Consider the following 19797-nt stretch of genomic DNA (forward strand, 5'->3'; position numbering starts at 1 on the left):
ACAGCAATGGGCGCGAGTTTACCCCATCGACAGCCTGCATTGCAGATCCAATCCCGTTGCTCAGGGCCTCGCGTCCCCGGTATCGATCAGGCCGAAGGCGTGACCTGCCGATTCAGCTGCGCCAGTATCAATGACTTGTCTTGAGCTCTGGAGGGCGCAGGCATTTGCTGCGGCCATTGTTCCAATTGGCCGAAGGACTTCTTTCGGCGTTCGGGTTCCAGGCGATTGATCTCTCGCGATGCCGAGTCCCACCAATGATGTCGGCAAAGGTTGAAGTAGGGGTTCTGCGGCGCCTCGCTGCCATACAGCAGGTCACGACCGATTCTATAAAAGGCGCCGCGTTGATTGCGCAACTGCCATTTTATCTTCAGGCGTCTCCAGATAGGCGGGAGTGGTCGGCTTCGCGGTACGTCGCGGCTGCGTTCTATCAATTGCGCATCGAACGTTTCCCCATGCTGCGCGAAGAAGTGCGCATGCATGGTGTGGAAAAACTGCTTATGCCCAAAATAGTGATAGACGTGTCTGTCGGTTTTCCTGATGGTCTGGTTGCGCAGCGTGAATGAGATCGCGATCTGCTCTATGGTGTGGATGTCAAAGCCACCTTCGGTCCATTCATCGATCCGCTCGATGGCCTGCTCCAGCAACGACGCGTCGTTATCGTTAACGCCGCACAGCCCGCTGTTATAGAGCTTGAAGCCGTTCCCCCGACTGACGCCGTGGGCACGCAGGCAGTTACCCAGGCGGAGGTAGGTCTCGCGTTCGCACACCTGGTCCCAGTGATATTCAAAGCTGTCCATCAGGTTCTGTCCTGGCTGGATCTGTTGGAATAATGACCCCGGGTGGGCGAGGAACAGTGTGTCGGTGTCGACGAACAGGGTCTTGTGCGCCAGCTTCAACCCTGCGGCGATTGCACAGGCCTTGCGTCTGTGAATGTAGCCATTGTTGCCTTGCCATTCGCTCAGCAACTGTGGCGTCAGGGCAAGGGTCTCGACGGGCCAGCCAAGGTAGTCCTCGGGCCTGTCGGTCAGGATTCTGATATGCGGCATCGTCGATGACTGACCATGGCTCAGGGCTGTCAGGATGCTGAACTTGGCTTCGTGCCGGTACACCTGCTTGTCGCCATAAATCAGGTACAGCAGTTGGTGACGGACTTTCTTGACGGGTGTTCCTTGGAAATCAATGACCTGCATTCAGGGGCTTCTCGGTTGAAAACTCATGTCTCGGCCAGGGACGATCAGAAGGGCGCCGGGCACTCGAAACGCAGGCGTTCGCCACTTTGCGGATGAGTGAAACTCAGCATGCTGGCATGCAGGCAGAGGCGGGGCCAGGCAGCCAGGGCCTGAGGGTGGGCATAGAGCCCGTCGCCCAGCAGCGGATGGCCGATGCAGAGCATGTGTACGCGCAACTGGTGCGAGCGCCCGGTGATCGGCGTCAGTTCGACCCGGCACCAGTCACCGCAACGTTCCAGCACTCGCCAGAAGGTCAGGGCGTGCTTGCCGTGCTCATGGTCCACCACGTGACGTGGCTTGGTCGGTGGGTCATAGCGCAAGGGCAGGTCGATGCTGCCGCTGTCCAGTGCTGGCTGGCCCCAGCACAGCGCCGTGTAGGCCTTCTCGGTTTCACGGTCATGGAACTGCCGGGACAACTCGCGATGAGTGTCGGGATCGCGGGCCAGCAGAATGATGCCGGAGGTCTCCCAGTCCAGCCGGTGTACGATCCGGGCTTCCGGATAACCGTTTTCCTGCAGGCGGGTGATCAGGCAGTCCTTGTTGTCATCGGCCCGGCCGGGGACCGACAGCAACAGGGTCGGCTTGTCGACCACCAGGATAGCGGCGTCCTGATGAATGATACGGATGTTGGACAGGGGCATTGAAAACAGTCTCGGTACAAACGCCAACGGCGGCTCGGACCCGGCCCTTGAGGGAGCTGCTTGCTCGCGAAAGCGGTTTTGAAAGCACATCGATGCTGGATGTGCTGCCGTCTTCGCGAGCAAGCTCGCTCCCACAAAGGCAGTGGGGTCCGAGCCGCCGTGGCTCCCGCAGGATCGATCAGCGATCCGGCAGGGTGATATTGAGTTCCAGAATCGAGCAGCTGCCCTGGCTTTCCAGTGCGACATGCACGTCATCGTTGCCGATATTGACGTACTTGCGGATCACTTCGACCAGTTCCTTCTGCAGGGAAGGCAGGTAGTCCGGGGTGCTGCGTTGGCCGCGTTCGTGCGCCACGATGATCTGTAGACGCTCTTTCGCGACCGAGGCGGTACTGGGCTTTTTGTTGGCACGAAAGAAGTCAAAAAGGTTCATTACCTACCTCCAAACAGGCGCTCGAAGAATCCCTTCTTCTCGACGTTGAGGAACCGGTGTTCCAGGTCTTTGCCCAGCAGGCGGTCAACGGTATCGCTGTAGGCCTGGCCGGCGTCGCTCTGGTCGTCAAGGATCACCGGGACGCCCTGGTTGGATGCCTTGAGCACCGCCTGGGATTCAGGGATCACGCCGAGCAGCCGCACGGCGAGGATTTCCTTGACGTCTTCGACGCCGAGCATTTCGCCCTTCTCGACACGCTCCGGGTGGTAGCGGGTGATCAGCAGGTGTTCCTTGATAGGCTCCTCGCCTTTCTCGGCGCGACGGGACTTGCTCGCCAACAGGCCCAGCATGCGGTCGGAGTCACGCACCGAGGAGACTTCCGGGTTGGTCACGACGATCGCTTCGTCAGCGAAGTACATGGCCAGGTGGGCACCTTTTTCGATACCGGCCGGCGAGTCGCAGACGACGAATTCGAACTGCTCCTTGAGCTCCATCAGGACTTTTTCCACGCCTTCCTGGGTCAGCGCGTCCTTGTCACGGGTCTGGCTGGCGGCCAGCACGTAGAGGTTCTCAAGGCGCTTGTCCTTGATCAGGGCCTGTTGCAGGTTCGCTTCACCGTTGACCACGTTGACGAAGTCATAGACCACGCGGCGCTCGCAACCCATGATCAGGTCCAGGTTTCGCAGGCCGACGTCGAAGTCGACGATGACTGTCTTGTGGCCGCGCAGAGCGAGGCCGGTACCGATAGCGGCGCTGGTGGTGGTCTTACCCACACCACCCTTGCCGGATGTAACCACGAGAATCTTGGCCAAGGTGTTTCACCCCTAAGGAAAAAGGACTTTGTCAGCCCCTGAAAAACATCTCTAGAGAACGGCGGCAATTGGACAGGCTTTGCTGGAACAGGGTGCAGGGCCGAGTCTACCTCCGGTAAACACTGCCTGGTCCTGTTTCCTACGTCGTTTCAGCCGTTTTCGCTACGTTTCAGAGATGCTTGGAAAATGCGGCAGTATCCGTTAAAGCCGAATGATGTTCAACACGTCGCCCGACAGGCTGACCTGGACGCCGGCCCCCCATAGCGGATCGCGGCGCAGATCCTCGGAAACCTTGTACTGTCCGGCGATAGAGAGCAGTTCAGCGCTCAATTGCTGACAGAAGATCCTGGCTTTCGTATCGCCCTTGACGCCGGCCAGCGCTCGGCCGCGCATCGGGCCGTATACATGGATGTTGCCATCGGCCAGAAGTTCCGCTCCCGGGCTGACCGAGGACACCACCACCAGATCGCCACCCTGGGCATAGATCTGCTGGCCACCACGTACTGGCGAGGTGATCACGCGGGTCGGCTTGACGGTGGGCTCCGGCGGTTTTTCCGGCTTTTTCGTCGCTTCGGCCGGGCCTGGTTCCAGCAGCCGTTCCCGGGCACCGGATGGTGGCAGCACGGGAATGTCCACGGCGATTGCCGCGGCGATGTCCTCGATGCGGCTGGCACGGATAGCCAGGGTGCGCAGGCCGTGCTGGCGACAGACGCGCATCAGGCCGGGCAGGTCCACCGCACCTTCGCCAGGAGGCAACTTGTCCAGGGCCAGCACCAGTGGAGCGTTGCTGAAGAAGTTCGGGGCTTGCGCGACTTTCGCCGTGAGCTGTCGGTCGAGGCCCTCCAGGTCGTTGCGGGCCAGCTCCAGCACCGTAATGGCGAGCATGCTGCCCTTCAGCTGGAACACGGGATCTTGGTCTAGCGGTTCGGTTTGGCTCATGGTCGGCGTACAACGGCTTGTCACTAAAAGTGCCGAGACTTATAACGAGATCGTCCGCGAGCCGCAAGCCGGGTCGAACGATGTAGAATGCGCGGCCCATGTCTTTATGGAAGCTGTAATGGATCGCCCGCGTTTTCAAACCGCTTTTTTTCATCCGCGTTTCTGGTTGCTCTGGTGCGGCCTGGGGCTGTTGTGGCTGGTCGTCCAGCTGCCTTATCCGTGGCTGCTGCGGGTCGGACGCGCATTGGGGGCGCTGATGTACCGGGCGGCAGGCGACCGGCGGCGCATTGCCCGGCGCAACCTGGAGCTGTGCTTCCCGGAAAAGTCCGCGGCCGAGCGCAAGCGCCTGCTCAAGGAGAACTTCGCTTCCACCGGCATCGCTTTTTTCGAAATGGCCATGAGCTGGTGGTGGTCGCGCTCGCGCCTGGCGAAGCTGGCTCATATCGAAGGCCTGGAGCATCTCAAGCAGGCCCAGCGCGAAAACCAGGGCGTGATCCTGATGGCCTTGCATTTCACCACGCTGGAAATCGGTGCCGCATTGCTTGGCCAGCAGCACACCATCGACGGCATGTACCGCGAGCACAAGAATCCGCTGTTCGATTATATTCAGCGCCAGGGTCGTGAACGGCATAACCTCGACTCGCTGGCGGTGGAGCGCGACGATGTGCGTGGCATGCTCAAGCTGCTGCGCGCCGGTCGGGCGATCTGGTATGCGCCAGACCAGGACTACGGTGCCAAGCAGAGCATCTTCGTGCCGCTGTTCGGCATCCAGGCGGCGACAGTCACGGCCACCACCAAGTTCGCGCGCCTGGGCAAGGCGCGGGTCGTGCCGTTCATCCAGGAGCGCCTGGCCGATGGCAGCGGCTATCGCCTGGTGATCCAGGCGCCCCTGGAGGATTTCCCCGGCGAGACCGAGGAAGCCGATTGCATTCGTATCAACCAATGGGTGGAGCAATCGGTGCGCGCTTGCCCCGAGCAATACCTGTGGGCCCATCGCCGGTTCAAGAGCCGCCCGCTGGGTGAGCCGAAGCTGTACGACAAGCGCGGTTGAACCTGTAGTCCACATTCATGAGCACGGAGCGTTGCGATGACCCCAGCTGAACCGGTGACAGGTTTGATTCTTTCCGGCGGCGGGGCTCGGGCGGCGTATCAGGTAGGTGTATTGGCGGCAATTGCCGAGTTGTTGCCAGACGGCGCGCAGAACCCGTTTCCGGTGATTGTCGGCACCTCGGCCGGAGCGATCAACGCGGTCAGCCTGGCCAGCGGGGCGATGGACTTCAAGGCCGCCATCGAGCGCCTGACCGCGTTCTGGCAGGCGGTGCGCAGCCATCAGGTCATGCGCAGCGACTGGCGCGGCGTGATCGTCCAGGCGACGCGGTTCATCGCTCACAGTCTGCTGGGCCTGGGTGCCCGGTTGCCGGTGGCGTTGATCGACAGCTCACCCTTGCGCGAGCTGCTCCAGGCACAATTCCATGCTTCGGGTATCGAGCAGGCCATTGCGCAGCAGCAGTTGCGTGCCGTGGCGGTGACCGCGTTCGGCTATGAATCCGGCCAGGCCGTGACCTTCTACCAGGGCCGCGGCACCATCGAAGCCTGGTTGCGACATCGTCGAGTTGGCGTGCCGGCCTTGTTGTCGGTCGAACACCTGCTGGCCAGTTCGTCGATCCCCTTGCTGTTCGCGCCCGTCAAGATCGGCCCGCAATATTTCGGCGATGGTGCGGTACGCCAGTCGGCGCCCATCAGCCCGGCATTGCACCTGGGGGCGAATCGGGTGCTGGTGATCGGTGTCAGCGGCAACCCCCGTGGCCCCAGCCCCCGGGAATCGGTGGAGCGCAGCTACACCGGGCAACAACCGACGCTGGCCCAGATCGGTGGGCACATGCTCAACAGTACCTTCATTGACAGCCTGGAAAGTGACATCGAGTTGCTCCAGCGTCTCAACGGGTTCAGCCATCTGCTGCCCGATAACGTATCGCCCCATGCGTTGGGCGCCGCGCCGGTAGAGGTGCTGGTGATTTCGCCCAGCCAGCCGATCGACGAAATCGCCGCCCGCCATCGCCAGGAGCTGCCGGCCGCGTTGCGAATGTTCCTGCGCGGGCCGGGCGCGACCAAGACCAGCGGTGCCGGTGTGCTGAGCTATCTGTTGTTCGAGGCGGGGTATTGCAACGAGCTGATCGAGCTGGGACGCCAGGATGCACTGGCGCAGCGCGAGGCGTTGACCCGGTTCCTGGGGCTGGCCCAGGGATGACTCCATGCCGAGCCCCTGTGTGAGCGGGCTCGCTCGCGAATGCGTTGGATCGGCTTGCACCGATGTTGAATGCTCAGCCGCCCTTGCGAGCAAGCCCGTTCCCACAGGGGGGCGTGGCGAGCTCCAGGGGCGGGATCGACCTGGACCGAGTCGGATCAGAAGTGGTACTTGAGCAGGAAGCTGGTGGTGCTCTGGTTGGTCTTGAATGCTTCGCTGTCTTCGATGGCGTACTTGTTCTTCCAGTAATCGTACTCCACGCCCACATACAACTGCTTGGCCCCCAGTTTCAGCGCTTTGCCCAGGTCGTACTTGATCTGCGGGACGATGTGCAGGTTGGCGTGGTAGGTGCCCTTGGCGTTGGTGTCGTTATCCACCACCCAGTCGATGAAACCGTCGATCAGGATATCGGATGAACCCACCGGGAGGGTGTAGGCCCAGACTGGCGTGATCTGCCAGACATCGTCGCCGGGGCGGGAGCCTTCGGTCTGGCGGTTATAGAAATTCAACTGGAAATAATCGAAGCCGGGGACCGCCAGGTCGAAGCCCGGGCCGATCAGGTAGGACTCGTTGTCGCCTTCACCGAACTCATAGGTCATGGCCAGCAGCACGTCCTTGATCGGCCCCAGTGCCAGCTTCTGGTCGAAGAGCTTGCCGAACGACAGGCGCGGACTGAACTCGCCGTAGTAGGTATTCGGGCCGGACTGGCTGTCGTCCTGGCCGTTGTAGAAGATCCGGTCGAGGAAGAAGAAGTTGTCCCCGTATTTCCAGGCATCGGCGTGTTCGAAGGTCACGGTCTGCTGGATACGCGGGTTGATCTGGAAATCCTTGCCGTAGAGGTAGGTCAGGCTGTTGTTCTGCCACTGGAACAGATCGTCGGCCATCGCCTGGCTGCCGGCCAGCAGGGATCCCGCGACAATCAGGCTGGTGCACGTACGTTTCATTCGGTTTGCTCCCAAGGTTGGTGATTTTTTTGAAGTCAGCGCTCTGGTGTGGCGCCTTTTGCCACGGATAAACATCCGTTCGGTCAGCTTTCTGTTCGTGGCAGGGGCTGACAGGATTGAGCCGAAGCCGGCAAGGGCCATCGGCAGGATCAGGCGTTGGAAATTATTGGAGTGGGCCGGATTCGAGCGGCCGCGCAGGATACGGACTTGCCCCGAGGGGCTCAAGTACCCTGCGACGGTGAGTCTGCCGCGCTTCCGAGGCGTAACGGCGAGTCTGGGTCATCTTGCGTTCCTCTAGTTCTTATTGTTTGAGGCGCAGCAGCCCCTGACGGGCCACCGGCGGTATGTGCCGGTGCCTGTCAGTGGCATGACGGGGGCTGGGGGCTGCGGGGTTGATCGATGGACGAACGTTGGCGTCGGCCAATCAACCCACAGGCCTTAGTCGGTTCGCGCGCCCTGGCTGATCCACGCGCCGATCAGGTCGCGTTCCTGTTGGGTCATCTGGGTGATGTTGCCCAGGGGCATGATCTGGGTGGTCACGGCCTGGGCCTGGATACGCGCGGCCTGTTGCTGGATCTGTTGCGGCGTATCGAACATCACCCCGCCCGGTGCGGCGCTGAAGAGCGGGCTGGTGGGTTTGGCCGAGTGGCAGACCGAGCAGCGTTCCTGGATCACGCTGTGGACCTTCTCGAACGAGGGCCCCTGGGCGTTGCTTGCCTGGGCGGGTTGGGCGGCCGGTGCCGCTGGCGCCGCTTGCGGCTTGGCCCCACCTCCGGCTGCGGTTTCGGGCAAGGGTTGATATTCGATGGCCGCGGGTGCCTTGGTCACTTCCGGTGCGGTGGGAGGGGCCTTGGGGCCTGTGACATAGGCCAGGCAAATCATGGCCAGGGCACCGACCGGCAGCGTCCAGGCGAACCGGTTGCTGTCGTGGCGGGTGTTGAAATAGTGACGCACCAGCACCGCGGCTACCGCGATCCCGGCCAGGATCAGCCAGTTGTATGGACTGCCGTAGGTGCTCGGGAAGTGGTTGCTGATCATGATGAACAGCACCGGCAGCGTGAAGTAGTTGTTATGGCGCGAGCGCAGCAAACCCTTGGCCGGCAGGGCCGGGTCGGGGGTGCGGTTCTCGGCGATGGCGGCCACCAGGGCGCGTTGCGCCGGCATGATGATACGGAAGACGTTGCCGACCATGATCGTGCCGATGACGGCCCCGACATGCAGGTAGGCGCCGCGTCCGCTGAACACCTTGCTGAAGCCGTAGGCCGCGGCGATCAGCAGCACGAACAGGATCAGGCCGAGCAGGGTGGGGTATTTGCCCAGGGCCGAGTCGCAGAGGAAGGAATAGACGAACCAGCCGACGAGCAACGAGCCGAGTCCCAGGGCGACGCCTTCGGGCCCGCTCAAGCCGCTGCCGGGAGCCAGCAGGTAGACGGTCGGGTTCCAGTAGAACACCAGGCACAGCAGCACGATGCCCGACATCCAGGTGAAGTAGGCTTCCCACTTGAACCAGTGCAGATTCTCCGGCATGGACGGTGGCGCGAGCTTGTATTTTTCCAGGTGGTAGATACCGCCACCGTGGATGGCCCACAGGTCGCCGGCCAGGCCGCTCCTGGGGTTGACGCGATTGAGGTTGTTTTCCAGCCAGACGAAGTAGAACGACGCGCCGATCCAGGCCACGCCAGTGATCATGTGAACCCAGCGCACGCTCAGGTTCAGCCATTCCAGCATATGTGCTTCCACAGTCGTTACCTCTCGCCCGTCACGCTTGTTCTCGCGTGATCGGACCTTCTCTTATTGGTGGGGGGCGAGGATCAGACAATCATCCTCTTTGAAGAAATGCTCATCGCAGTTATTGCCTGTGCCACTGCGATCAACCACCAGGAAGTCATCCCGCTTTTCGATCGTCAGCACCGGGTGGTGCCAGACGCCGCGATGGTAATTGATGCCCTGCCTGCCGTTGGTGACGAAGGCGCGGACCAAGCCTGATACAGGTACATCGCCAAGTGGCGCGACCACGATCAGAAAGGGGTTGCCGAGCAGCGGAATGAAGGCCTGGCTGCCCAGCGGATGGCGCTCCAGCATGCGTACGGTCAGCGGCATGTCCAGCGCGTCGGCGCGGAAGATGCTGATGATCGCCTGATCGTCCGGCGTGGCGGTTTGCACCGTCGCCAGGCGATGGAAGCGCATGGTCGAGCCGTTGTTGATCATGAAGTGATCGCTGCCGTCGGTTTCGATCACGTCACCGAACGGGGCGAAGGCTTCTTTGGTCAACGGTTCGATCTTGAGTGTGCGCATGCTGGTCTTCTTGTCTTGAATTCTGTGTTGTTTGTCGTGTCGCCATCGCGAGCAAGCTCGCTCCCACAGGGGAATGCATTGCAAATGTGGGAACGGGCTTGCCCGCGATTCGGGGTCACCCTTGTTTCGATACCTTGCCCAACACCCGCAGACGACTCACACCGCCATCCGGGAAGACGTTCAGGCGGATATGGGTGATTGGCCCAAGTGCCTTGATCTGTTCGGCGAAGGTGTGTTCGGCATGCATTTCCAGTTTCTGGCTCGGCAGCAGTTCGCGCCAGAACAGCGATTGGGTTTCGATCTGGCTGTCGGTGCCGCCCTTGACGAACGCGCCCTGGATCGAGCAGCTGTCTGGGTAGTTGCCCTTGAAGTGCAGGGTGTCGACGATGACTTTCTCGACGATGCCGGCATGGCCCAGGGCGACGATGACCCAGTCGTTACCGGGGGTACGGCGGCGGGCGGTTTCCCAGCCATCGCCCATGTTCACGCCACGGCCCGGGTTGAGGATGTTGCTCATGCGGCCGAAGTGCTCGTCGGAGCAGGCCAGGGCGCGCCCGCCATTGAGGGCCGCCGCCAGATCGACCTGCTCGTTGTCGCCCACGGCCGACCAGTCGCGGTAGGGAATGCCGTGGACACGCAGGCGGGCCACGCCACCATCGGGGTAGATGTTGAAACGCAGGTGGCTGAAGGCCTGGTCGTTGGCGATCTCATGGTAGTGGTGGCTGTCGCCCTTCAATTCCACGGCCGCCAGCACTTCGGTCCACTGGGTGTTTTCGTCCGGATCGCCTTCAGCCAGGAAACAGGCTTCCAGGGAGGCCGACGGTGGATAATTGCCGGTGAAGAATGAGGTGTCGATGTCCACGCCCTTGATCGAGCCTGGCACACCCAGGCGGATCACTGCGCTGTCGTAGCCTTCGAAGCGCTTGCGGCGCGACTCCCAGCCATCCATCCACTTGCCGTTGTCGTCGAACACGCCCTCTTTCCACACGGCCGGGGTCGGCTGGAACAGACGGTTGGCGTCGGCGAACCAGTCATCGGTGACCGAGATGATCCTGGTGCCCAGGCGGGCGTCGGCCAGGTTGACGAATTTCTCGAAGGGTACGGCGTAAGCTTTCATTCTTCTTGTCTGCCTTTTGATTGATTGGCTGGGGATGCTTGCTCGGCCCTGGGTCACCAGGGCTGCTCGCTAAAGGGTCAGTAGTCGGAACAACGCGATCTTGTTGATCTCTGCCAGCGCGCATTGGAACTCGGTGTCCACCGGGTTGTGGATGCGCGTTTCGAACGCCGCGAGGATCTGATGCCGGTTGCTGCCTTTTACCGCCATGATGAAGGGAAACCTGAACTTGGCCTTGTAGGCCTCGTTCAGCTCGGTGAAGCGTTGAAACTCTTCGGCCGTGCATTGGTGGATACCGGCGCCGGCCTGTTCGTTCGTGCTGGCTTCGGTCAGTTGGCCCTGGACGGCGGCTTTACCGGCCAGGTCCGGGTGAGCGTTGATCAGCGCCAGTTGGCTGGCGTGATCGGCGCTTAGAAGGATGTCGCTCATGCGCTGGTGCAGGGTCTCGATCTCGTCGATCGAGGGATCCTGGCCCAGGTCGAAGGCTTTTTCGGCCACCCACGGCGAATGTTCGTAGATGTCGGCAAAGGCCCTGACGAAGGCTTCACGGCCCATGGTGGAAGGCTTGAGGGTCTGGAAGACGGTCATTTCGACGCTCCTGGTTTCCAAGCCCCTTGATACGGGTGGGTCTGCTGCCAGTGACGGGCGATGTCGACACGACGGCTGAACCAGACGCGTTCATGGCCCTTGACGTATTCGAGGAAGCGCTTGAGGGAGGCCAGGCGAGCAGGGCGGCCGATCAGCCGGCAATGCAACCCGATGGAGAGCATTTTCGGCGCCTCGGCCCCTTCGGCGTACAACACGTCGAAAGCGTCCTTGAGGTACTGGAAGAAATCGTCACCCTTGTTGAAGCCCTGCACCTGGGTGAAACGCATGTCGTTGGTGTCCAGGGTGTACGGGATCACCAAGTGCGGCTTGCCAGTGGGCGTGTTGGGTTCCCAATAAGGCAGGTCGTCGTCGTAGGTATCGCTGTCATAGAGAAAGCCGCCTTCCTCCATCACCAGCCGACGGGTGTTCGGGCCGGTGCGGCCGGTGTACCAGCCCAGCGGGCGATCGCCGGTGATCTCGGTGAGGATGCGGATCGCTTCGAGCATGTGCTCGCGCTCCTGGGCCTCGTCCATGTACTGGTAGTCGATCCAGCGGTAGCCGTGGCTGCAGATTTCATGGCCGGCGGCGACCATGGCACGGATCACATCCGGATGCCGCTGGGCGGCCATGGCCACGGCGAAGATCGTCAGCGGGATGTCGAATTCCTTGAACAGCTTGAGAATCCGCCAGACCCCGGCGCGGCTGCCATACTCGTACAGCGACTCCATGCTCATGTTGCGTTCGCCCTGCAACGGTTGCGCCGCGACCATTTCCGAGAGGAACGCTTCGGACTCCTTGTCACCGTGCAGGATGTTGCGCTCGCCGCCTTCTTCATAATTGAGCACGAAGGACAGGGCGATACGGGCATCGCCCGGCCAGTGGGGATGGGGAGGGTTACTGCCGTAACCGATCAGGTCGCGTGGGTAGTCAGCGCTCACTGCAGTCTTCCTTCTTGTTCGAACCATGTAGGTGGCGCCCGGGCAATGCATCTCAGGCTGGCGTCACGACGATGAAGTGATTGTATACAACTTTATGCGCGCTTTGTAAGCCTGATTTTTCGCATTTTTCATCGTCGGCACAGCTTGGTCTACGCTGCAAGAAACCTGCCCAGTCGGTCAGTCAGGTGAGGCGAAGTCATTGTATCCATTGCATTGGCTGCAGATTGAGCCATAGCGTGGCTTGGAAGGCGGGGGAAGCAAGAGTGTGATTTTTATTGTGTACAATTTCCATTTAAAGTGTCTTAATTCGCACATTGTCGTAGCGTTTCGTGCTCCGAAACGGTGCGGTCAGTCCTTATCAACCTATCAGGAGGCGCGCGCAATCAATGGGACGCTTGACTACTCACGTTTTGGATGCGGCACATGGTTGCCCGGGCAGCTCGATCAGGATCGAGCTGTACCGAGTGGAAGGTTCGCAATTGCACCTGGTCGCCAGCGCGTTGACCAACAGCGATGGCCGTTGCGATGCGCCGTTGTTGCAGGGGGATGACTACCGTTCCGGGGTCTACCAGATCCAATTCCATGCCGGCGATTACTACCGCGCCCGTGGCGTCCAGCTGTCCGAGCCGGCGTTCCTGGATGTGGTGGTGCTGCGCTTCGGCATCTGCGCCGAGCAGGATCATTACCACGTCCCCCTGCTGATTTCGCCCTACGCCTATTCAACCTATCGAGGCAGCTGATCCCCCAAGCAGCTGCCTTACCCTGGAAGCGACTGCGCATAAAGCTTCTTTGGTTTTTCGCCCGCTCACACTGCGGGCTTTTTTTTGAGTGGCGCCTCTACAGCCGCGCATTGTCGTCCCGGATGATGAAGACCGTATCGGCAATGCCTGGGCGGATTTCGGACCCCCCCTTGAGCCAGATGATCTTGTTGGCACTTTGGGCGTCCCTGACGACTTTCGCGGCAGCCTCGCCCACCTGGTTTTCCAGGAGGACACCGGCGGTGTTCGGGTCCGTATACGATGGCAGGGAGATCTTCGGGATCCTGGTGCGATGCAGGCTCATGTAAAAGACGTGGTCATGACCTGTTCGTTGGAATACCAGTGCCGGGAAGCTACTGAAAGAGCTGGGCTCGATCACCGTATAGCCATTACGGGTCAGGAGGCCGGCCATGAAGCGCTTGAAATCCACTGGCGAGTAGGTGGTGAGGAAGTACAGCCATTGTTGCTGGAACCGCAGGGGATCGAAGTCCAGCCGTTCCAGCGTTCCGGTCGCGGAGGGGATGGGCAGCGCTATGGCGCGGGCAGTGCCCCTGGACGATGAGGAGGTCGGGAGAATCGGAAGCATCAGTAATGGATCGGTCCATTGGGGGGGCGGCGATGGCGTCGCGTTTTTCCAACTGTGGAAAATCTGTCGGAGCGCGGTCAAGCCCGCGCCGTCGGCGAACGATGAGTCATTGGCGAGCTCGAACTGCCTTCTCGCGATGTTTTCCAGGGTGACGGTGGTGACCTCTGGAAAGACTTCCCTTACATAGGCCGTCAGGGGCTTCTCGAAAGGGAGCCTGGGGTCGATTTCCCAGTGATTGCCCGGGGGGATGCGTACCGCGCTTCGGGGTTGTTCGTCAGGCGTATGTCGGAGAATGGCTTCGAGCAAGTCAAAATCGTAGGCGGGATGGGTAGGCGACTGGACATAGGTGATCGGATACTCACGGGCGGCGGTGCTTGACACTACCTTGTAGTGAACGTCGCCCAGGGTGATGAATTCCGACGTCGAGAACCGCGGGTCGAACCCCCAGTTCTTGGTGAATGCCGGCTCGCCCTGGGTCACCGCCTCGCTTTGAGACGCTGTCGTGCGTGGACGCTTGGGCGCGACCGCTTCCGGCGATTCCTCCACCGTTGGCCTGTCGAGTGCAGGAACAGGATCGGGATCACTGCCGTGCGTCACCTCGCCATGGGGGAGCCGACGCCATAGGTGGCTGCCTTCCACTTGTTCCAGGCGGGGGCCGGAGGCGATGAGTTCGGTGCTGGATCGAGCGCGGTAATTCTGCTGGGAATCGCGTCCGAGCAACACCGTTCCCCCTTCCGAAAGCTCCACGTAAGTGCGTGTCCTGAACGTGCGGATGCCAGAGGTTGCGTCTGGCTCCGATAGCATGGTGACCAGCTCGGGAGAGAGGTAATAATCGTCCAGTGACACCGGGACAGACGCGTCGCGGGTGACTGCCCGGGATGCGATTTCGGCTATCTGGACGGCCGGAGGCTGGGCTTCAGGGGCTTGGGTTTGTCGTCCGGGGGACGAGGGGGGCTGGTCGATTCCTTCTCCTGGCTGGGGATTCCTGGGCAGCGCCTGCGGTGTCGTATCGCGACCGGCATGGGGTGTATCAGGGGACGACTTGGGGCTATTGAGCCGGGTGTTTCGTCTTGGACTCATTGCATTCCGCTCTTGGGTTTGAAAGTACCGATATTCATGAAGCCAGGCCTGTCGTAGCTTGCAGACCGACAGGCCAGGTGCTTTCAAGATGCTCGCGGAAAACCGGCAGGCGGGTGCACTACATATGTATGGGACCGTTGAAAAAGGAACTTTCCAAGCCACGTCAAGGCAACGGACACCGGGACTTGGCTTCACCCAGAGAAAGAAGCCAATTGAGTTGGGAAAGCCTGATGCCGAAGACTGCACTCAGTACCAGCACTTGCGCGAACCTCACCGAATTTCCCAATGTGAAGCCCTCCATCATCTCCACGCATTTTTCCCGTAGCAGACGCAGTGCATCGTCTCCCACGGGGGGCGTCTGAGCGAGGCCCTCGCGAGCCAGGCTGCGATAGGTCTTGAGGGCGTGATCGCAGAGCTCCGTTCTTTTGAGTTGCGCCGCCCCGATGATCCGGGACCTGTCGCTGTCGAGCGTCCACCTGCGGGTCTTGAGGTTATAGCTCAGGTTCCCGGCAGCCCCGTCCCTGACGGCGACGTGCAGCACCTTCAGCGCTTCGTGCTTCAGGTTGGCCAGTTCCCCGGGCAATGCTCCGTCGGGGTCGCTGGGAGGTGTGAAATACCGGCCATCGAGTGCTTCCACGTACACCCGTTCAAACAGACTATCGACAGCATGGACGACACCCTGTGCCGTGATGACGCGTATCTGGTCGAGCAGGTCGTCAGCGTCATGGACGGGAAGGTGGATGGTGATTGTGCCGATACGCAGCAGATTGGAGGACAGCCTTATCTCGACTGCGCCCAGGTGCGTGGCGTCGAGTTCCCAGGTGGAGGCATGGGGCAGTCGAGGATTGGCACTGACCAATGCGCCCGGCGTGGACAGGCGTAGGGTCATGTTCGGGCTGAGGTGCACAAGGTAGGTGGCGCCTTCGCCAATCAGGACTTCGATGCCGGTCTGTTCAGTGGGGGCTGTCAACAGGGCGCAAGTTGCCCAACTGCGCATGTAATGAGGTGTGTTATCCAGTGGGCGGAGGTAGGTGTATTTCCTGTTTGTGAGCGGGGCCGGCATTGGGACTTGCGCAGTCCATGCCACCGGATCCTTGCCGACGAAGGTTTCGTCCAGCAACAGGCCATAGTCGGGTGAAGGTTGGACCAGGCGGTAGCATACGTCGTCATTCAGGATGAGGATGACCGTATGGTGGGACGCCAGGGCGGAAAATGCGCGGCGGCCCGTCACCGCGCTTTGCGCGCTGTAGCGTTCGTCGGAACTCGCCAGGTTTTTCAAGGCCACCTGGCGGGTGCCAAAGTGGAGCGTCAGGCCGCATTCGCCATACCGTGCCACCTCCAGTTCATCCTGCCCGGTGGCCTGGGCCTGGTAGTGAGCCTCGATGCGCGTCAGCTCGGGACTGCGATAGTCCAGGTGAAGGGTGGTGCAGAAGGCGCTTTTTTGTTTGAACCTCAGTGTCGTGAGCTCATTAAGCCGCGAAACATGATAGTTCGTGTCTTTGTCATGGGCGACCTGCTGTTCGCTTCGATCGTTCAGGATGGACGGATGTCGCGGTGTGCCTTGCTGCACCACGACGACTTCAATATCGAGAGGATGGTCGTGCTCGATCATATCGGGCAGGTCGGGTATCAGATGGTAGCCGTCCCGGGTGATGAACATCAGCCGATCATTTTGCAGGGCCTTCGGATAATGGCTGTCGGTATAGACATTCCTGACGATCACTTTGCGACGCTCCCGGTCATCTGCATCGAAGCCCGACGTGATGACCAGGTGGCCTTCTTCGACAGTCCAGCTTTCAATCAGGTCGGCACGCCAGTCCAGGGCGATGACACTGTTGTCCGCACCGTCTTCGGTGATGGTGACGCAGCCTGGCTTATGAGCGATGGCATAGACATCGCTGCCAGGCCCTCCGTCGGCGTTGCGGTTGTTTCCAGTGAGAATGAAGATCCGGTCATCTCCCGGGCCGGCCTCTAGGGTGTCATTGCCCCGGGATTTGATGATGTTCGCGCTGGACGTGCCCTTGATGATGTTGGCTCCGCCCTCGGGGATCTCCACGTTTTCGATGCCTTCAAGGGCCGCATGGCGATAATGTCTGCTCCCTGTGCCATGACCTTCCTGGACGATGGTGGATACTTGCCCGGCGTCCAGGTCGACCTGGTAACCCAGCCGCGGCGCTTGGCTATTGCCGGTACGGCCCGATAGGACGAGGGTGTCGTTACCCTGGCCGCCTTCGAGACGGTTCGTCGAAAGTGCCTGCTGCCCTCCGGGGGCCTGTGTCGAGCCTTCGAAAATGAAAACGTCATCCCTGGAACCACCGGTCAGTTTTTTTACGCCGCCTGCGTAGTGAAAGACATTCGGCTTGTCTGCGACGCCGACAACGGTGTCGTTGCCACCGCCGAGGTACCACTGGATGGCTTTATCTTCTCCGGACGTTTCGATGACTGCACCGGGCGTCTCGGCGGTGACGCCTTTGCTTGCGTCTATGCGATCGTCGTTGTCCATGATCCGGGGGCGTACTGTCGTCGCCTGGTACCTTTCACCGGTCCACCAATTCCAGGTGTTGTAAGTCACCGGTTCGAGTTCCACGGTGAACGTGCCGTTCACGATGGCCTCGGTGCTGTCTTTCAACGGGCCCTTGAGGAGGGCCAGGGCATCGGCTTGCAGGCGCTTGGTATGCTCGGCGGTCGCCTTGGCCACGAGATAGCGGTCCTGGATATCCTGATCGGCATCGATCGTCCAGAAGGCGAACCAACCTGTGCGCAGGCGCTCGTTGACGGTGAGGGTGATGTAGTCGTCGATCTCATCGACTTGCCGAATCGCCCCCCAGACCTGTGATCCAACCAGCAAAATCAGGCCCGCTGCCAGGCCCACGGGACCGGCTGAACCAAACCCCGCCAACGCCGCCATGCCGATGGTCAGGGTCATGGCGGCGCTGGTGACGCTCAGGGCGGCGCTGACGTAATGGTCGGTGGCCTCTTTGCCAGTGGTGTTGCCCGCGGCCTTGAAGGCATCGATGGCGGCGACGATGTCGAAGGGCAGGGTCAGCACGCTGGCAATCAGGCTGCTTCCACGGGCCAGCCGCGTGGCGAATGTCGTTTTGGAGAAATCCCCGAGGGAGCGCTGGCCGGCCTTGATCATTTGCGTGGCTTGCCTGGTCACGGCCGCCTCGACGCCGATCGACGTGACCTCGGCGGCCACGCTGCTGCCATTGAACACGGCCTGGTAGGCGTCCTTGTTGCGGATGGCGTCCTGCAGGCCCCGCAGGCCGCTATAGATTCCGAAAGCCTGGAGCCCAAGCCCTGTAGGGATGAGGACATTGCTCTTGGTTGTGCTGGCCCAACTGAATGCTTTGTGAGCTGGCCTCTGGATATCGAGCTTTTGGGCACTTGCCAGTAGCCTTTCGAGGGGACCTCGATAACGGGCGGGTGTAGCGGTGGATTCAGGTTTTTCCCTCAGCATTGAAGGTGCGGAGGACGAGCGCTGGCTCGCCATTTCAAACAGCAACGTCGACAGCCGATAGTCATCCGCATCGGCGGACAGTTTCAGACGGGTTTCGATATCAGGCGCGCTGAATTGCAAAGAGTCCACGAAGAAACGATTGGCAATGCGGAAGAACGTATTGTCCCCGTTCAGAGGCTGCCCATCAGTCGTTGCTCCCAGTGCATCGAGGGCTGAGCGGGTCACCGTTACGGAACCGATGTGCAGCGGACCATAAAGCCTATCGACGACTTCAAGTTGAGCCCGCCTGTGCAGGTGGGCCGACAAGAGCGCTACGTTATCCACAGCGTTGAAGTGGAGTGTCTCGACGGTGTGTTCGTTAACGGGAAAGCCCAGGTCCGAAATGACGACGGTAGGCTTGTCGGGAGCGGAGCTGGGCTGGAGAGCCTTGGCCATGGTGAACGTCCTTGTTCAGTGATGATAGCTACCCACCTATGAAAGGCGTTCGCCAGAGAGGTGTACATCGACTGGTTGTTGCTAGGTTTTGCAAACGCTTCAGGTGGAAAAAGAGAGTCGCCAGAGGATTTGAATATTTTCGAATCGCCTCTCATGCCCCAGTTATGTTGGGAGCTGTATTTTTATGAATATTAATCGGCAAGTGCAGTAGCAAAATGTTATAGGTGACTGTAATACCTGACAGTGCCGAGTTCTGTTTGTGTGTATTAGATTTTAGGTGTGGGCTGAATAAGGGCTTTTATTGTGTAAGTTGCTGTCAGCTTAATTCTTGTCGATCAGTCTGGTTATAGTGCTGGATTGAAGGGAGTGTATGTCATGTCTAATGCGCGTGTTGCGGCGTTGAAGGTCGTGGGTCTACTGCTAACTGGTTTTGCGCTATCTGTCGGTGCTACAACTGAAACTTTTACTCAAAGTGGGAGTTTCAATGTTCCCTACGATGTGACGCGTATCAAGTTCACTGTTATAGGCGCAGGTGGTGGCGGTGGTGGCGGTGGAGGAGCTTATGATGGTTATGTGCTCAACGGACGTGGAGCAGGCGGCGGAGGCGGTGGAGGTGGCGCCAATTTGGAGTGTGATTCCTCCGTTCCGGCAGGTGGGCAATTGACAATCGAAATCGGTACCGGGGGGGCGGGAGGAAGCGCCGGCGCTCTGAGTCAGGGCGGCGGATCAGGAGGCAACGGAGAAACCACTAACGTCAATTTTCCGTACGGAGGTGGAGTATGGGCCGGAGGAGGGGCCGGTGGAGGTGGTGGCAGTGCCGGGGGCGTGCCCAGCAATACCCCTGGCAGCGCTGGGTATGGGGCGGATCAACCGAGGGTTACAGGCTGTGTTAATGGCAAGGTAGGATTTCAGGGGAAACCTGGAGGGTCCCAAGGGGGGAGCGAAACCGGTGGTGCAGGCGGGGCGGCCGGAGCGACGATTCCTTCTTCTTGCGGCAATGCTGGTATGGGCGGTTCGGGGGGAACTGGAGGTACTATCAATACGAGCAGCCAAACGGGGCATGGTGGACTTGCGGGCAATAAAGGCTCGGATGGTTGTGTGGTCCTCGAATATTGAATTTCTGGTGCTGTTGACTACCTGGTGTTGTGTGTTAACAAATACCATCCCGTTTTGACTATGGCTGTTGCCGTCATGCTGGGTCTAAGCCTCTCGTTATAATGAGTCACGACCCGTCGTGACACCTTGCCTGGCGGCAATCGCTATTTCAGGAAAGACACTTTATTTACAGGAGTCGGGCGTT

At 60.4% G+C, this 19797-nt stretch carries 16 protein-coding genes; 3 read left to right on the plus strand and 13 right to left on the minus strand.

The window, feature by feature from the left end; all coding sequences use genetic code 11:
• Window positions 1-86: 86 nt before the first annotated feature.
• The 5 genes from BT179_RS13925 to minC form a co-directional block, all read right to left on the minus strand.
• On the minus strand, window positions 87-1190 hold the full coding sequence (locus BT179_RS13925; protein ID WP_072431614.1) for a hypothetical protein: 1104 nt from the start codon (window positions 1188-1190) through the stop codon (window positions 87-89).
• A 44-nt stretch (window positions 1191-1234) separates the two neighbouring features.
• The gene (locus BT179_RS13930; protein ID WP_072393889.1) at window positions 1235-1870 is read right to left on the minus strand and encodes an RluA family pseudouridine synthase; all 636 of its coding nucleotides are present in this window, start codon (window positions 1868-1870) and stop codon (window positions 1235-1237) included.
• 178 nt (window positions 1871-2048) lie between these two features.
• A complete protein-coding gene (gene minE / locus BT179_RS13935) occupies window positions 2049-2303 on the minus strand; it encodes a cell division topological specificity factor MinE (RefSeq protein WP_007960071.1) in 255 nt (84 codons plus the stop codon).
• The gene (gene minD, locus BT179_RS13940; protein WP_024779631.1) at window positions 2303-3115 is read right to left on the minus strand and encodes a septum site-determining protein MinD; all 813 of its coding nucleotides are present in this window, start codon (window positions 3113-3115) and stop codon (window positions 2303-2305) included. The genes minE and minD overlap by 1 nt, the downstream gene beginning before the upstream one ends.
• Before the next feature lie 201 nt (window positions 3116-3316).
• Window positions 3317-4054: a septum site-determining protein MinC gene (gene minC, locus BT179_RS13945; protein WP_072393886.1), complete on the minus strand. Its 738-nt coding sequence runs from the start codon at window positions 4052-4054 to the stop codon at window positions 3317-3319.
• A gap of 118 nt (window positions 4055-4172) precedes the next feature.
• Between minC and BT179_RS13950 the strand changes: the two genes are divergently transcribed.
• Window positions 4173-5105: a lipid A biosynthesis lauroyl acyltransferase gene (locus BT179_RS13950; protein WP_072431613.1), complete on the plus strand. Its 933-nt coding sequence runs from the start codon at window positions 4173-4175 to the stop codon at window positions 5103-5105.
• Between the two features lie 36 nt (window positions 5106-5141).
• Entirely contained in the window at window positions 5142-6302 is a 1161-nt protein-coding gene (locus tag BT179_RS13955) for a patatin-like phospholipase family protein (RefSeq protein WP_072393880.1), read from the plus strand.
• A 155-nt stretch (window positions 6303-6457) separates the two neighbouring features.
• Here the strand turns inward: BT179_RS13955 and BT179_RS13960 are convergent, their stop codons facing one another.
• The 6 genes from BT179_RS13960 to puuE form a co-directional block, all read right to left on the minus strand.
• Window positions 6458-7243 (minus strand): outer membrane protein OmpK, encoded by a 786-nt coding sequence (locus BT179_RS13960; protein ID WP_072431612.1) that lies wholly within the window; start codon window positions 7241-7243, stop codon window positions 6458-6460.
• A 438-nt stretch (window positions 7244-7681) separates the two neighbouring features.
• A complete protein-coding gene (locus BT179_RS13965; protein WP_072431611.1) occupies window positions 7682-8983 on the minus strand; it encodes a urate hydroxylase PuuD in 1302 nt (433 codons plus the stop codon).
• 51 nt (window positions 8984-9034) lie between these two features.
• Window positions 9035-9538: an ureidoglycolate lyase gene (locus tag BT179_RS13970; RefSeq protein WP_072393871.1), complete on the minus strand. Its 504-nt coding sequence runs from the start codon at window positions 9536-9538 to the stop codon at window positions 9035-9037.
• 115 nt (window positions 9539-9653) lie between these two features.
• Complete coding sequence (gene alc / locus BT179_RS13975; RefSeq protein ID WP_072393867.1) at window positions 9654-10655, minus strand: allantoicase; 1002 nt, start codon at window positions 10653-10655, stop codon at window positions 9654-9656.
• Window positions 10656-10724: 69 nt separating this feature from the next.
• Entirely contained in the window at window positions 10725-11240 is a 516-nt protein-coding gene (uraD, locus tag BT179_RS13980) for a 2-oxo-4-hydroxy-4-carboxy-5-ureidoimidazoline decarboxylase (protein ID WP_072393863.1), read from the minus strand.
• On the minus strand, window positions 11237-12178 hold the full coding sequence (gene puuE / locus BT179_RS13985) for an allantoinase PuuE (protein ID WP_072393859.1): 942 nt from the start codon (window positions 12176-12178) through the stop codon (window positions 11237-11239). Before puuE ends, uraD begins: the two co-directional genes overlap by 4 nt.
• A gap of 386 nt (window positions 12179-12564) precedes the next feature.
• Here puuE and uraH point away from each other — a divergent pair, with 386 nt between their 5' ends.
• A complete protein-coding gene (gene uraH / locus BT179_RS13990) occupies window positions 12565-12918 on the plus strand; it encodes a hydroxyisourate hydrolase (protein ID WP_072393856.1) in 354 nt (117 codons plus the stop codon).
• A 97-nt stretch (window positions 12919-13015) separates the two neighbouring features.
• Here uraH and BT179_RS13995 read toward each other — a convergent pair whose 3' ends face one another.
• Window positions 13016-14368 carry a hypothetical protein gene (locus tag BT179_RS13995; protein WP_143148704.1) on the minus strand — a complete coding sequence of 451 codons (1353 nt, stop codon included), beginning with the start codon at window positions 14366-14368 and terminating at the stop codon, window positions 13016-13018.
• 397 nt (window positions 14369-14765) lie between these two features.
• Window positions 14766-18497 carry a calcium-binding protein gene (locus BT179_RS14000; RefSeq protein WP_072431609.1) on the minus strand — a complete coding sequence of 1244 codons (3732 nt, stop codon included), beginning with the start codon at window positions 18495-18497 and terminating at the stop codon, window positions 14766-14768.
• Between the last annotated feature and the right edge of the window lie 1300 nt (window positions 18498-19797).

The sequence above is a fragment of the Pseudomonas sp. NFACC43 genome (genome assembly GCF_900119645.1).
Classification (GTDB): domain Bacteria; phylum Pseudomonadota; class Gammaproteobacteria; order Pseudomonadales; family Pseudomonadaceae; genus Aquipseudomonas.